The organism is Maribacter aurantiacus, assembly GCF_005780245.1.
Taxonomy (GTDB): Bacteria; Bacteroidota; Bacteroidia; order Flavobacteriales; family Flavobacteriaceae; genus Maribacter; species Maribacter flavus.
Genome location: NZ_VBUK01000002.1, coordinates 256,519 through 273,300, shown reverse-complemented (window position 1 = coordinate 273,300; position 16,782 = coordinate 256,519). Strand labels below are relative to the sequence as shown.

Here is a 16,782-nt window from a genome sequence, read left to right as displayed (position 1 = left end):
AATTTTGTACAAACACTGCTCCATGAAAATATCCTTTAGAAGACTTGCCAAATTAGCGCTTATTCTAGTATATCTGGTCATTGTAGCCGGTGCCGTGGTTCGTATGACCGGAAGCGGTATGGGTTGTCCGGATTGGCCAAAATGTTTTGGGTATTATATCCCTCCCACGGAAGCTTCTGAACTCCAGTGGCAACCGGAGAGCCCCTATAAAAAAGGTCAGGTTATCATAAAGGATGAAACATTATGGGTAGCAGCCAAGGATTTTATATCCACTACATCTTTTGATGAAACTAATTGGCAGATGTATACGAAGCATGATTATGCAATTTTTAACCCTTGGCATACGTGGATAGAATACATTAACCGACTCTTTGGTGCCCTAGCGGGTTTGGCTACCCTTGCTTTGGCCTTAAGTTCCATCACCTACTGGAAAAAACAAAAAAGAGTCACCATTCTCTCATGGCTGGTAGTATTTGGCATGGGTTTTCAGGCCTGGCTGGGGGCCACCGTAGTATATTCCGTCTTGGAACCTGTAAAAATAACCTTGCACATGCTTATGGCCTTGTTCATCGTGGCAATACTACTTTTTATTATTTACAGGGTAAACAATGAGGACAAGAGAATCATTTTTGACAAAACAACACTCGTTTTAGCTTGGTTTGCATTGATTTTGACCATCGTTCAAATAATTCTTGGCACGCAAGTTAGGCAGTTTGTGGACCATCAGATTGATATAGTGGGAGATACCGCTAAGAGGTTATGGCTGGCAGACCCAACATGGGTATTTTATGTACATCGAAGTTTTTCCATTATTGTCATTCTTTTAAATGCCTATTTGGCTTACCGAATTTTCAAACTGAACCTCGGACATATAAAAATTGTCTGGATTCTATTTCTGTTGGTGGTCGAGGCTTTCTCTGGAATGGCCATGTATTATTTGGATTTCCCATTTGCAAGTCAACCACTACATCTTGTTCTTGCCTCGATTTTATTCGGGGTGCAGTTCTATCTGGTTTTAGATGCCCTTAAGCCAAAAACAAGTCTCAATTCTTTGTAACTTTGGCATCCCACAAATTAATTAGGTATGGTCTATAAAATCAGGATAATACTGGATGCCGAAGAGGATATCTTCAGGGATTTGGAAATTGAAGCCCACAATACGTTGGAGGAATTTCATAATGCCATCACCCAAGCCTTTGGCTTTTTAGGTAATGAAATGGCATCCTTTTACACCTGTGACGAAAATTGGAAACAGGATGAAGAAATTTCGTTGTTCGATATGAGCGAAACAGGTTCCGATTTGCGATTGATGAACGAAACTTTTTTGGAAGATGTCTTGACCGAGGACAGTCCCAAAATGATCTATGTCTATGACTTCTTGAATATGTGGACCTTTTTTGTGGAACTGGCGGATATCGTGGAAAAAGAAGATGGCCGCCCCTACCCTAATGTATTGTTCGGCTTTGGGGAACTGCCCGAGTCGCCCCCGGAAAGAAAATTCGAATCCGAAAATAGTGCCTTCGACTTTGACGATACCTTTGAAAATTATGACGACCTGGATTTTGACGAAAATTGGAATTAGACCGTAATCAGTAGTTAGTAGTTAGTAGTTAGTAGTTAGTAGTTAGTAGTTAGTAGTTAGTAGTTAGTAGTTAGTAGTTAGTAGTTAGTAGAAAACTACTTTTTTGATTTTTAAACAACCTCAATAGAACCCCAAAAAACCAAAAAATTTCATGATCAACTTATATGCTACCCAAATCGAACATATATCCATACACAGGGTAGGAAACAAAAATAAGGGCGAAGGAATATTTTTGTCCGCAGAACCGTTTGCACTAAACGACGAGACTACAGGTCTATTAAAAGAATACTTTTTTAAACCTTTTCGCGAAAAGGAGGAGAATTATTTTAAGCTCTCAAACGACGTGGATGTAGAATTCAATGAACTCTACAAATTGGCCGGCACCGTTTTTCAGGATACCTCAAACGCGCATGAGGCCTCCAAAAAAATAGCAACCTTATTGTTTGAACAGTCCAACCACCCCCATATTAAAAGCGGCGAGGTATATGTGACCTATTTGACCGGGGTGCATTTGGACAATGAAAAGGTTGATGCCTTGGGTATATTCAAAAGCGAGCTAAAACATGACTTCCTACAGTTCAAGGAGAATGAATCCAATTTGGACATTATCGTTCAACAAGGTATCAACATTAATAAACTAGATAAGGGGTGCTTGATTCTCAATGTTAACAAGGAAGAAGGTTATAAAGTGCTTACCGTAGATAGCAATAAATATGACACCAAATATTGGCTAGAAAACTTCCTTAGCGTTGAACCACTATCAGATGACAATTTCAAGACCAAAAACTACTTAAAATTCTGTCAGAACTTTGCCAAGGACATAGTTTTACCTGCTGAAGACAAGCAGCAAGAAGTGTTGTTCATGAACAGAGCGGTTAATCATTTCGCCAAGAACGACGCCTTTGAGGAAACCAATTTCCTAAATGAGGTTATGGAAAACCCAGCCTTGATTCCGGAATTCAAACACTATAAGGTAGAGAAAGGTCCAAAATACAGCATTGAAGATGTTTCCAGTTTCGATATTGCCAACAAGGCTGTTTCAGATGTGCGAAAAAAAATAAAAAACGTTATCAATCTCGATACGAACATCCAGATCAAATTGGACTTCATCAATCCGGAATCCGCCGAAAAATTTGTGGAAAAAGGTTGGGACGAAGAGCGACAGATGTATTACTACCTAGTATATTTTAACAAGGAACAGAAGAGTTGATTTTTAGCCTTTAGCCTTTAGCCTTTAGCCTTTAGCCTTTAGCCTTTAGCCTTTAGCCTTTAGTAAAAAAATCTTTTTCATTTTTCACTTTTCATTTTCACACAGAACTAAATTTTGATATTCTGCTCAATTATCTGCTTCATACTGACATCCTCATAGTTGCGGCGGACAAAATTTAAGGCAAGGTCCAGGACTTCGCCCATCGTTTTGCATTTGCTGAAATTCGAATCAGAGGTCAAGATGCCAATCTGTTCCTTCAAAAGGGCTATATTCTCTTCCGTTGAGATGGTATCCTCCTTACAGATTGCCCGTAGCTTTTTGATTCGGTTTCCAGAGCTAAGAATACGTTTGGCCACCATGGAACGCTCCTCCAGTTTGTATTGGTCCACCGAATCCCGGAGCAATTTTTCACGTACCATTTCTACCATTTGATAATTTTCCTTGAAAAACTGGGGTCGGTATACCTTTAGTTTTCCTTCAAAACATTGTTGGTCAAAATCGATGGCCCGAATCTTATAGACCACATGATCAAAATCATGGGTGGGTACAATGACATAGTTATAAGAGCGCATATCGCCCAATAACCGAATCATACATCGCTCATTGAATTTTACGAACTCCTTGGCAAGCTGTGCCTTTTCGGGTTCGGAACATTTGGGCAGCATGTTCCTAATAAACTCATCGCCTGGAATCCCTGCAATGTGCTCCTCGATCAATGTATCCTTGTATACCAAAAAGTTCAGGTTATAGGGAGAGAGCATGTGCTCCAGTTCCAATCCGTAAATACGGGACGCATCGGTACGTTTTATGTAAAAATAAGTGAAGTTGTCGTTCAGAATATTTCGGATCTTTATGCGAAAAGGTTTGGAGTTTCCAAAGGTGCAAAAGTCTACCGCATCCACATTGAGGTATTGGTGGATGTTGTTACTACCATCGGAATGTAGTATCGAATAGACTTTTTTTAGACTATCGTCTATTTCCTTTCGGTCAAATTCGGTATAATACACCCGTATCCAAAGGGTATCCTCGTCATTGTTGTCATAGACAACCACTGAGCCGGAAAACCGGAGCAAATCATCATAAAAAATTGGAATTTCGCTCTTCCGGTTGTAGTGTTTAAGATAACCGTCCAAAGCCTCGCTGACGGGATAGGCCGGCTTTTTTTTCGACATCAATTTTTCTTCCATAGCACTGAATTGTCCCCTAAAGATACAACAAACAGGACACTAAGGTAAACAGCTCCTTTTATCGATAAACCGCCTAATTCATTGCGTTTCAAAAAAGCCATACTACATAATAGGTATGGAAGACCACAAAATAAAAGGCATTGGCAACAATACATTGCCCATAATGCCATAATGAGGTTTTTTTGAGGGTTATAACTCACGCTTTTATCAATAATGAAAAGAATTCTCTTTGTTTTATTACTTGTCTTAGGGATAACTGGTAACGCGCAGTTGAGCGACCTTCACTATTTACCACCCTTAAAACAAGGACAGAACAACCAAGGTATACAGGAACAGGCAATCTATCTCTCCACGCCTGAGCCTACTACATTTACGGTAAATGCCTACAGAGGTACAAACCCAACCCCAATAGCTTCCTTTAACATCTCAAATATTAGTCCCGCCACTTGGACTCTGGCCAATGGAGATAACAATATTACCTTGGTGAACAATGCCAATACAGGCGTTGTTCTAAACAACAGTGGGTTACGTTTCGAATCCCCAAGCGGCAATCGATTCTACGTTAATTATCGAGGAAAATCATCTGCCCAAGCTGCATCATTGACGGCCAAAGGTAGGCAGGCAATGGGTACCCGATTTAAGTGGGGCGGTGTTCCCAATTTAGGGGGTAGGCACGCATCCAAATCCAATACCTTGGGTATCATGGCAACAGAGGATAACACTACGGTACGCGTATTTGGATATGATCCCAATTGTACGTTTCGTATTGGCAATAATGCAAACGCCATTACAGCCGATACCTACACCATCACTTTAGACGCCAACGAATCCTTTGTTTTTGAAAACTATATCGGAAATGTTAATCCGCCTTCTCTAGCGCAACAGCAAGGATGGATAGGAGCATCTATTGAATCCGACAAGAATATTGTTATAAGTAACGGCTCGGTCAACTTTGGTCGTCAAGTAAACAATAGTAATAGGGATGCAGGTATCGATCAACCGGTTCCTGAAAACCGACTCGGAAAAGATTATGTTTTCGTAAGGGGCAATGGCAATACTAATGGATGGACGGAGTTTCCCTTGCTCATCGCTACGGAGGACAATACCCAAATATTTGTCAATGGCAGTACAACTCCATTGGCTACTCTAAATAACGGTGACTTTTTTGAAGTTCCCAGTAGTTATTATTCATCCAGTACTGTAGGGGCTAATATGTTTGTGCAAACTTCAAAGAACGTATATGCCTATCAATGTTTGGCCGGAAGTAGCGGTGCTCAAACAGCGGGATTGAACTTTGTGGCTCCTGTAAATTGTTTGTTACCCGATGTCATGGACAATATTCCGGATATTAGGAACATAGCAGGAACAACTGTTACTGGTGGAATCACAATAATTGCTGCAGTTAATACTCCGGATTCAAATATATCGATAACGGATGGTAATGGACCTGTTACACTACCGCCATCAAGCCCAGTGGCGGGTTCTTCAGAATGGAAAACCTTTTATGTTCCCAATTTGAACGGAAACGTGAGCGTGCAATCCACCGGACCCATGGCCGTTGGATTTTTTGGTGTAAACAATAATCAAGGAGTCGCAGGTTATTTCTCTGGATTTGATACGGTGCCAGAGGTTACCTTGGAAATTAGAGGAGGATCTGGATGCTTTGTAGGTTCTGAAATTTTTGAAGCAACAAGTAATTTCGATGCGTACCAATGGTATGAGGATGGTGTTTTAATTCCTGGGGCAAACGGTCCTAGTTATGCTCCTACTGGAGCTGGTGACTTCTTCGTAAGAGGTACCAAAGGACCTTGTACCTATGATAGTAATACCATTCAGGCGCTTTATTGCGACCCGGATGTAGTCCTATCCAAGACCGTTGACAATGATGAAATCATGGAAGGGGAAACGGCCACTTTTACGGTACGGGTAAGAAATAATGGAATTGGACCCCTTACCAACCTCCGAATTACAGATAACATTCCAGCCGGACTCACCTTGGAAAATGCTTTTACCATCCATGGTACTTGGAGTGGTAGTACATGGAATATTGGCACCTTGGATGGCGGGGACGTCGCACAACTAGAACTTACCGTTCGCGCAGATGAAATCGATACCCTACCTCTTTTAGGTTTAATAAATACCGTTACCAATACCCAAGACCAAACGGATACTAATACCACACCGGACAGCCCTACCGCATTGATTACGGTCCATAACGATACGGACAATGACGGCGTCAGGGATATCACTGATTTGGATGATGACAATGACGGAATTTATGACGAGGATGAATGTGATACCTTGGCCTTCAACATCGCCAATGGAAATGGCCATACCAGCCCTTTGGTCAGTGTGGACAATTATCTGATCGTAGATATTTTCAGCGTGGATAACTCGTTTAATCTAAACCTAAACGGGAATGATGTAGCGGGTGAAATCCAGTTCCAATTGGGTGCGGCAGGAAATTTTGCACGATTTACGGATGGTACTACCTACGGACAGGCCGGAAACCCAAATATTTGGACCGTAAACAGTTCCAACGGAAGCCCAACGATTAGGGTGATTATTGATCAATCCGGACAATTTCAGATTTTTGGGGCAAGAAGCTCCAACGGTCCTTTGGAACCCATGTTCTTGGACACGCCACCGGCACCTGTTTCATGGAATCCTTCTGGAAGTAATTCGTTCACCATTGGCCAACAAGTGGTAGGACCAACAAATATGCGGGGTGTACTATTGACCGCAGGTTGCGATACCGATAATGATGGAATCCCCGATCATTTGGATTTGGACAGCGACGGCGATGGCTGTAGCGATGCCAACGAATTTTATAAGGATGGTAATGCCGATGGTGGCGATGATGGTGTATATGGGGCAGGTGTTCCTGCAGTAGACCCTACTGACGGAACCGTAAACGCGGCATCCTATGTTCAGGTGTTCGCTCCTGAAATTTTGCTGGGCAACACCTCAGAAAACTTGGGTGGGGCATCCCTAACGGGACAGTCCATAAACTTAGGCCAATCGTTCCAATACGTGCTCCGTTTTCAAAATACGGGCGATGACGATGCCACAAACTATTCCATACGAAATATACTTCCAGCGAATGTAGCCTTGGATGGCATCAATACTTCCGATGCTCCGGGGGTTACCTCCAACCACGATCCTGTAACCAATGAAATCGTATTTCAAGTACCGGATAATTTGGTGGAAGTGGGAGACCCTGAGTATACCATACGTATTATGGTGACCCTTTCCGGAAATTGTTCGGATTTTGTGGATGCCTGTTCGGGCACCCTGGTCAATGAAGCGTATTCTACCTACCAAGGTACATTGAATCCCGCCACTTTTACGGATGAGGGCGGGGCAAATTCAACCTCCCCTTGTGACGTACCTCCTCAAGTTGCTACCAATGACATTTTAAGTGATTTGGCAAACTGTAACGTGGCACGTACCGTTCAGCTATGTGGTGATTTCGCCATCTTAACCGCAGGAAGTGGTTTTGCCACCTATACCTGGGCCATCGACGCCAACGGCAACGGACAGATAGACGCGGGGGAACCCGCGATCAATGACGGTAATCCGGACAATAATCCCGCGACACTTTTGGTAACGGATATTGGAAACTACATCGTTGAAAAATCCGGTGCTTCCGGTTGTGTGGATTTGGTGGAACTGATTACCGTAGAACGTTTTGGGACCACCCAGACCAACCCCATTATCGACTATTTCAATATGGTCAACGCGGACCCCAATCCGGATAACGATATCCAAGGGGAAATCGTAACCTGTTCCATCGATGGGGACTTACTTCCCAAAATATTTTTGTGTGGTGAAAATGACGAGGCTACCCTGCAATTGGGCATTTCCGATGCCCAGAGCATCGTTTGGCAAAAATTGGACGAGGGCAGTTGCTCGGCTACGGGAGATGATTGTGCAAACAAAAATGGGACCTGTACCTGGACCAATATGGCCATACAGGACAATTTTACCATAACCGATAGCGGTGAGTACCGCGTAGTCATCAATTATTTGAACGGATGTTTTAGCCGTTTTTATTTCAACGTGTTCAAAAATACGTTGGATCTTGATTATACTTCGGATGATATTCTGTGCAGTACACCAGGTAACATTCGTATCACCAATGTTGGATCGGGATATGGTTTTCAGTTAGTGGATGCTTCGGATGATTCCGTTGTCGTACCTTTTTCGGCCAACAACGGGCCTAGTTTTGATATTACGAACAGCGGGTCTTACTATGTGGAAGTAACACAGCTAGATCCAATTACGGGAAATCCAATGGATGGTGCCTGTATTTTTACCACGGAGGATATCGGGATTTTGGAGCGCGACTTCCAGGTAAACATTACAACCGTTGCAGCGGAATGCGGTGCCCCGGGAGCCATTAACATCCAAGCCTTGAACGTATTGCCAAATTACAGTTATGAACTTCGTTTGGACGACGGCAGCAACGGTGGATTGGGCACTTTTGTGGACAGTCAACTGATTTCCCCTGATAATACCTATTCGTTTACCAGTGTAAATGCAGGTGATTATATCGTCATCACCACTACCGATGATGGCTGTACCGATACCCAGAACATTACGGTAGCGGAAATACCGGAACTTACGTTAAGTGCTGTTACTACGGACAATATTACCTGTAATCCGGGAGTTATCACCTTGACCCCAAATGGTGGGCAACCCAACCCCGACTATTTTATGGCCATTTGGAGCAAGGATGGAACCGATCTGTATCCAAGTCCACCAAATATGCTGAACATTCTGGTAACGGATATCCAGACGGCCAGCAACTTTACCTTTTCAGATGCTTCGGATGCAGGGATTTATGAATTCATTGTATTCGATGACAGTGGATGCTATGCCATTTCGAATTCCGTTGAAATCGAGTTTTTGGGCACTCCCTCCATATCGGCTTCCCACACGGACATCATTTGTGCGGATTCGTCTACCTCATCCTTAACGATAAACGTTACGGGCGGAACGGCCCCCTATCAATACAGTTTGGACGGTGCAACCTTCCAAGCCCAAAATACCTTTGTAAACCTTCCTGCCGGGTTCTATACGATTTCCGTTATGGATTCCAGCGGAACCCCAACGTCCAGATGTATCGAAACCCTGGAATATGAAATTGACCAGCCCTTCCGTTTGACCGCCTCGGCGGCCATCGTGGAGGACGCTTCGTGCAATCCAAGTGGTGCCTTGGTCAAGATTTTAAATGCCAGTGGCGGTGAGGCCCCCTACGAATATAGTTTCGATGGCGGAAGCAATTTTGGTGCCTTGAACGAGCGAAACCTAATGCCGGGAACCTATCAATTGGTCGTACGCGACAATTTAGGCTGTAGCTATGACATGGACCTAACGGTTCCGGCGCCGGCCGCGGACCCCAACCTTTCCTATACCGTAGATTATGACTGTGATGGTTTGGGAACGATAACGATAAATACATCGAACACGACCGACTTTGACTATACCTATACCCTCAACGGCACTTTGAACACTCCAGGGGATAGCAATATTTTTGGCGGTGTAGAGGCGGGTACACACACCGTTACCGTTGATTATTCAAGCAGTAGTACCCCCGATCAGACGACCTTGTTCTTTGAAAACTTTGGGGCAGGACCTAGTACCCAGATCGGTGAAATTGGTCCGGATTATTGCTTTGAACCCCAAAACGGTTCCTTGACCCCATGTAACCGTGGACCTGCAGGAATATTGGTAAACGGGGAGTATACGGTCACGAATTTTGTGACCAATCCTTTGACCACCTTAACCAGTCCGCAAGATCACACCGGGTTGACCGATGGTCGCTTCTTGGCCATTGACATCTCTACTTTCTCCGATACGGGTAGCCCCGTATTGAACTCCATTCTTTGGGCTAAAAGGGATGTTGAAGTATTGCCCAATGAGGAAATCACCTTGAATTTCTGGGCCTACAACCTCATGAACTTGGGTGGTGCAGGTAACAATCCAGAGGTGTTGATCGAGATATTGGACAATGGTGGTACGGTAATCCATAGTGAAGTGGTACCGGAAATTCCAAAAAACACCAGCGATACGGATTGGCACGAACGCACCGTTACCTTTAACCCAGGTGCCAATACGGATATTGATATCGTCTTCCGGAACAATGTGAACAGTAACGATGGTAACGACCTTATTTTGGACGACATTACGGCCTTTCAAGTGCCTTCCGTTTGTCCGGCTAGTCAGGACCTGACCGTAGTCGTTGAGGCAAACCAGGCTTTTGAAGCCAATTTGTTGGCGGTTACCGACCCAAGTTGTAACGGTTCTGCGGATGGATACATTCGTTTTGAAGTGGACAACTTTACCAGCGGAATTGGTTTTGAGTACTCTTTTGACGGTACCAACTGGACCAGTTCCTTAACATCTCCTGTGACCACGGCCGCAAATTTATCCGATGGTAGCTATACGGTTCAAGTGCGAAAATTGGACGATACGGCCTGCGCCGTTTCCTTCCCCATTACCTTGACGGAACCATCGGCCATTATACCGACTTTAAGTCAGATATCGGACTATACCTGCTTTAACACAGGGGCTACTTTGGAAGCTTCGGCATCGGGTGGAAACCCAAGTTACGAGTACCAATTGGAGAACACCGCAGGAACGGTGATAGCCACTTATCAGACCAACACACAATTTACCAATGTGCCGGATGGCGATTATCTGGTTCGGGTTCGGGATACGAATGCCTGCGAAGTGTTATTGCCCCTGACAAGTGCAGTAACGGTGACCCCTCCTGCGGCCATCGTGTTTACGACCACGCCTACGGCATGTTACTCCGGCACCAACGATGGCTCGATAGTAGTGGATGTTACGGCAGGTAACGGGGATTATGAATTTAGGATCAACGGAGGTCCATGGATTACGCCAACGCCAGCTTCGGCAACTTCCTTTACCTTCTCCGGGCTTTCCGCAGGTAGTTATGATGTTGAAGTAAGGGACCAATTGGGTTGCCCAACGGCACCCAACACCCAAACGGTGGTCATCAGTCCGCTTTTGGAGTTGGATGTGGACATCACACCGCTTAGTGCCTGTGGCGACGGATTTATTACCGCCACGGCTACGGGAGGAAACGGCACCCTATTGTACGCCATCGTACCCGCAAATACGAGTCCGGCAGGCTTTTACAGTGCCACAAATACCCTTACGGTTACCGAGGCCATGGCCATCGCAAACCCAGCAGGCTGGGATGTATATGTCCAGGACAACAATGGCGCTCCGGCAATTTGTACGACCCTGCGTGAAGATTTCATCTTTGCACCGGTGACGACATTATCCGTAGGTGCCGTTCCAACGGATCCGGAATGTTTCAACGGTTTGGGAGCAATGGATATTACCATTACAGGTGGAACCGCCCCCTATACATATTCCATGGTCGATCTATCCCCTGCGGATGGTATCGATTACAGCCGAAACAATACGAATATTTCTGCTACAACCTTAAATTATAGTGGTATTGGCGTAGGTGATTACGAAGTCTCCATTACCGATGCCAACGGATGCACGGCAACGGCAGCCATACAGACCATAAACAACGCCGTGGAAATTACCGCGGATATCATACCGATATTGCCTGCAGCTTGTAACGACCCAGATCCATTGGAATACGGATTTGAATTCGCCAGTGTCGTTACGCCAGCCGGTACGGTCGAATACAGTGCCGATGGTGGAACTACATGGCAGGCCTCCAATGAATTGCGAGGCTATGCTTCCGGTACCGAGGTTTTCCCTTCCATTAGGGTTACCCTGGCCAGCGGAACGGTATGTCAAGAGGACTTTGACCGATATATCATTCCGTTTCCATTGGACGACTTGGATATTACCCTCTCCGCCATCATTATAGGCTGTAACGATTTACAAGTAACCGTTGAGGGTAGTGAAGGAAATCCGATTCCCGGTTATGAATATACCTATACGGATGACCCGGCCAATTTCAATACGTTTGCCGCCAATCCGGCCGTATGGACAGCGCCATTGCCTAGCGGTACCGCCCATACCTTTGCGAACATCGACCCGGTCACACCGCAGTATCCAGAAGTGCCTTTACTGGTTCCCGGAAGGACCTACGTGTTCTACGTACGGGACGGGGCAGGCTGTATCAGACAAAGTAATGTCAACGTAAACGAGATTCCGGGCATCAATCTGCCTATTGAAATCACAACGGACATACAACCTAGTTGCGATAGTGCCGCAAATGGAGTCATTACCTTTAATTTGAACCCTACGACATCCTTTCCAAACATGCGATGGGAGATCTATGAACTGGGCAATACCACGCCTATTGAAACCAGTGGAGGAATCGTAGCTTATAATAGCAGCATTACCACTACCGTACCCTTAGCAAAGGGTGAATATTACATTGATGTGATCCAAGTGGACGGAAGCAATGTGGATGCCTGTAGGGGCGCTAGTGAAAACGCTTACGTGCCGGAATTGGCTCCATTATCAGCGACGGCCACGGCCACCAGGGATATTTCCTGTAATTTGCCAGGGCTCATTTCGATTACCGGAATTACCGGAGGCGGTGGGGCTCCCTACTCCTACGATATTACCGGTCCGGCCGGGTTTATGGCCTTGACGGGCACCTTGGACAATCCGGTGGAAATTCCTGTGAATTCCCCAGCAGGGAATTACACGGTAACCCTATTTGACCAATACGGTTGTTCCTACGTGACCAACACGGTTACGATGAGCTTAACACCCAACCCAACATTGAGCGTGACCCAGGACAATTGTGTCTCGCCCATTACGGTCAACGCTGTAGGAGCTTCGGCCGCAGGTAACCTTCGCTATGCCATAATAGCTAGCGGTAGTCCGGCACCTACAACCTTTGAAAACAATGGCGGTATATTTACCAATGTAACGCCAGGTGCCTATGATGTTTATGTCATGGACGGAAATGGATGTACCAATGTTGAAAGCAATTTCACGGTAAATCCGGTGTTATCGGCAGATGCAACCCTTACTAAACTATTGGATTGTACCGCATCGCCCGATGCCATAATCGGTATCGAAGTCTTGGCCGGTTCTGGTAGCTATGAGTACAGTATCAGCAATACTGCGGGTGCCCCTGCCGTACCTCAAGGTCCGGTTCCTGGGACGACCTTCGATTATCATGCGCCAATGCCAGGTACCTATACCATAACCATTTACGATACCACTACGCCCAATAGTGCAAGCTGTAACCGAACCTTTACCATCAATGTTCCGAATAGGGTCGTACCGGTCATCAATCCGTCGATCATTGCGAACGATGTGAGCTGTTTTGGTGCCAGTGATGGAAGTATTACCATTAGTACCACCAACGGCGCGGCAGCTCCGTATACTTTTGAGATTACGTCCATGGACGGTGCCGCTATCAGTATTTTGCCATCGAGTACGACGGGCAATTCTGCCACCTTCACAGGATTGGCCCCTGCCACGGCAGGTGGTTATGTGGTGACCGTAACGGGAAATCCCGCTACGAACAACTGTTCCGTGGATAGTGTGGTCATTCCGATTGGTGAGCCTGCCCTTATTAGCGTACCTGCGCCGACCGTAGTCGAATTTGGTTGTGCCAGCGGTAATACCATGGACAACGCATCCATTTCCATTAGCGGGGTTACAGGTGGTAGCAACAACTACGTACGTTATGAGTTTATTGAGGAGGACGACCCAAATACCATGGCCGTAGAGGCACCGGTAACGGTACAGTCCGGAACAAACCCAACATACATTGAAACAGATATTGCCGGAGGTATGTATACCATCAATGTATATGATGACCAAGGTTGCTTGGGAACTACCACGGCGACCATAGCCCCCTTCGATTTGATGGGCACTCCTAGCGTTCATGTAGTTAGTCCGATCAGTTGTCCGAACCCGGATGAGGACATTTCCATAGACATCGTTAGCAACATGACCAGCTTCGCGACCCACCCGGCCAATTATCAATTTAGACAATTGCCCTCGGGCGCCTATCAGGCAGGTAACACCTTTTCGAACTTGGCCGCGGGCACCTATACCTTCGCTGTTTTAAATGTGAATACGGGCTGTGAAGTGACTGTATCCCATACCGTTGCGGCACCCAATACTTTTGATATTACCTTGAGCAATATTACCAACGTCATCTGTTTTGGCGATGATGGAAGCATAGACCTCAACGTGGCCGATGCCACCTATACCGGAGACTACAACTGGGAAGTCTTAAATGCCGATGGCACTCCGACGGCCAGAACGGACGATGCCGGTACATTGACCGGTTCAGGTACCGTTGCCAACATTCCGACAGCGGCAGGCAACTATATCGTTCGGGTAACGCAAGTAGCATTTCCGGAGTGTTTCCAAGAAAGGTCGTTTACGATCAATTCGCCAACGGCACCGATAATGTTGAATCCAATTGCCCTCACCGACGTAGGTTGTTCCAACGACCAAGGTGCGGCGACCATTACGCCAGCGGGCGGACAGGGTCCGTATACCATAACGATTACCCCTGCTTTGGGCACACCGGTAACACGAACCAATGTGTACAGTCATGTTTTCCAAGGATTGGGCGCGGGCACTTATACGGTCAGTGTTACGGATGCCTTGGGTTGTAACCAGCTTACCGGAACCAACAGCTTTAGTTTGGTGGTACCGGATCCCATTACCGGCAGTTCTTCAAATACCGCTTTGGTCTGCGAAGGGGATACGGATGCTTCGATTACGGTGACCTTGAACCCAAGAAACGTAACGTCCAACTACAGATATGTACTGAACAAGTATGCCGATGCGGCAAGAACAACCTTGTTGAGCACCTCTGTTTCCCAAACGAATCCTACGTTCAACAATTTGGGTGCTGGTTTCTATAGTGTTGTCGTGACCGATGATATGGGATGTACCGCTACCTTCGATGAGGATATCATTGAACCTGCGGATGTGGAGGCCTTGTTGGTTACCAACCAGCCCATGACCTGCCAGAATGGTGCAGAATTGCTATTGGTAGCTTCGGGCGGAACGGCCCCTTACCAGTGGAGTGTTGATGGCCTTTCGTTCAGTCCAATGAACGAGACCATTACTTCAGATACGCATTTGTTCACCAATGTATCCGCCGGAAATTATCGGTATTACATCATGGACAGCAACAGTTGTGTATCCATCGTTTCAAATACCGTAGGCGTGGAAGATGTTCCTGCCTTAACGGTGGACGTTGACCCATCCGCAGCATTCATCAATTGTAACGGGGATGCGACCGCCGTGATTTTGGCAGACGCCGATGGCGGATTAGGAAACTATCAATTCGCCCTGTTCAGGGATGCGGCCGCCACAGATCAAGTGCGACCCAACCAGAACAACGGTACGTTCGCGGATTTGCCTATGGGAACCTACTACGTTAGGGTACAAAGTGGGGATTGTGAAGTAATTTCGCAAGTGATACAAATCGATGAACCTGCACCCTTGGTGGTAACTCCTGATATTACGGAAATCAGTTGTTCCGATGCCAATGATGGCGCCATCACCTTGGATGTTCAAGGGGGAACGGGCAATTATCAATTTGCCATTTCGCCCAACCTGAACCAATTTGACGATCAAAATACTTTTGATGAACTGGAAGAAGGTTCGTATACGGTAATCGTACAAGATGGCAACGGTTGTTTTGAAGTAATCCAATTTGAACTGATTGCACCGGAACCATTGGAAATGGAGGCTTCCAGCACACCGGAGATATGTGCCGGGGATGGGGACGGAACCATTTCAATTACCGTGACGGGAGGTACGGCGCCATACAGTACCGCACTAAATTCCAATGCGGATGCTGATTTTGTACAAGATCGTCTGTTATTTGAAAACCTTGCGGGAGACACCTACATCGTATTTGTAAGGGATGCCAATGGATGTACCACAAACCAGACCATTACCGTTGAAAACGGCGCCAACCTCAATGCCACGGCAGAGGTAATCTATGAATGCTCCGGGGATACACCGGACAATAGAATTCAGTTGGTATTGGAAGACCCAAGTGTGGCCGGTGATGTATTGTATGCCTTGGATTCAACAGACCCTAATGACTATAGGTTGGAACCGGATTTTGCCAATTTGGCTCCTGGAAGTCATTATATTCTATTAGTTCATGCCAATGGCTGTACAAACACCATCGACTTTGAGGTGCAGAGTTTTGAACCATTGCAATTGATCTTGGAACAAAACAATCTAAACGAGATTACAGCCGTCGCCTCCGGCGGAAGTGGTGATTACACCTTCTATTTTGGCGATCGAAACAATGGGGACGACAATACCATATTCATTACACGCACGGACACCTATACCGTGCGCGTTGTGGATGCCTATGGATGTGAAGCGATGGCCACCATTTACATGGAGTTCATCGATATTGAAATACCCAACTTCTTTACCCCTGATGGGGATGGACAGAATGATCGATGGATTCCTAAAAATATTGAACAATACCCAGACCTGTTCATCAAGATTTTTGATAGATATGGCCGTGAGGTTTATCTACTTGCAGACGATAGGAACGGTTGGGACGGACTATATCAAGATACCGATCTACCAACTGGAGATTACTGGTATATTCTGAAACTAAACGGTGAAGAGGACAAGCGGGAATTCATAGGACATTTTACCTTATATCGTTAAACCCAACCAAATTATATAGTAAGCCCGTGCATTTGTGCCACGGGCTTTTTTTGTCAAAAAAGCCCTTTTCATTGACTTGATCGATGAAATACCACAATAATTGACCCGTTCACAACAAACTCTTGCCTTCCCTTTATAATCCTTTT

Annotated in this window: 5 protein-coding genes; 4 read left to right on the top strand and 1 reads right to left on the bottom strand. The window is 45.7% G+C overall.

The features are described from left to right. Positions 1 to 22 precede the first annotated feature (22 nt). The 3 genes from FEK29_RS06340 (at position 23) to FEK29_RS06330 (ending at position 2,792) form a co-directional block, all read left to right on the top strand. Positions 23 to 1,057: a COX15/CtaA family protein gene (locus tag FEK29_RS06340; RefSeq protein WP_138257582.1), complete on the top strand. Its 1,035-nt coding sequence runs from the start codon at positions 23 to 25 to the stop codon at positions 1,055 to 1,057. Positions 1,058 to 1,084: 27 nt separating this feature from the next. After that, positions 1,085 to 1,582, top strand: a complete 498-nt coding sequence (locus FEK29_RS06335; protein WP_138257581.1) for a plasmid pRiA4b ORF-3 family protein — start codon at positions 1,085 to 1,087, stop codon at positions 1,580 to 1,582. Between the two features lie 151 nt (positions 1,583 to 1,733). Then, on the top strand, positions 1,734 to 2,792 hold the full coding sequence (locus tag FEK29_RS06330; protein WP_138257580.1) for a nucleoid-associated protein: 1,059 nt from the start codon (positions 1,734 to 1,736) through the stop codon (positions 2,790 to 2,792). A 107-nt stretch (positions 2,793 to 2,899) separates the two neighbouring features. Here the strand turns inward: FEK29_RS06330 and FEK29_RS06325 are convergent, their stop codons facing one another. Beyond that, positions 2,900 to 3,964, bottom strand: coding sequence for a hypothetical protein (locus FEK29_RS06325; RefSeq protein WP_240042680.1), 1,065 nt, complete (start codon positions 3,962 to 3,964; stop codon positions 2,900 to 2,902). 228 nt (positions 3,965 to 4,192) lie between these two features. On the opposite strand from FEK29_RS06325, the gene FEK29_RS06320 reads away from it, so the two are divergent. Then, a complete protein-coding gene (locus tag FEK29_RS06320; RefSeq protein ID WP_138257578.1) occupies positions 4,193 to 16,636 on the top strand; it encodes a T9SS type B sorting domain-containing protein in 12,444 nt (4,147 codons plus the stop codon). Positions 16,637 to 16,782 lie beyond the last annotated feature (146 nt).

Coding starts and splice junctions, on each gene's coding strand:
- FEK29_RS06320 (WP_138257578.1), top strand. CDS start 4,193: ATGAAAAGAATTCTCTTTGTTTTATTACTTGTCTTAGGGATAACTGGT.
- FEK29_RS06325 (WP_240042680.1), bottom strand. CDS start 3,964: ATGTCGAAAAAAAAGCCGGCCTATCCCGTCAGCGAGGCTTTGGACGGT.
- FEK29_RS06340 (WP_138257582.1), top strand. CDS start 23: ATGAAAATATCCTTTAGAAGACTTGCCAAATTAGCGCTTATTCTAGTA.
- FEK29_RS06335 (WP_138257581.1), top strand. CDS start 1,085: ATGGTCTATAAAATCAGGATAATACTGGATGCCGAAGAGGATATCTTC.
- FEK29_RS06330 (WP_138257580.1), top strand. CDS start 1,734: ATGATCAACTTATATGCTACCCAAATCGAACATATATCCATACACAGG.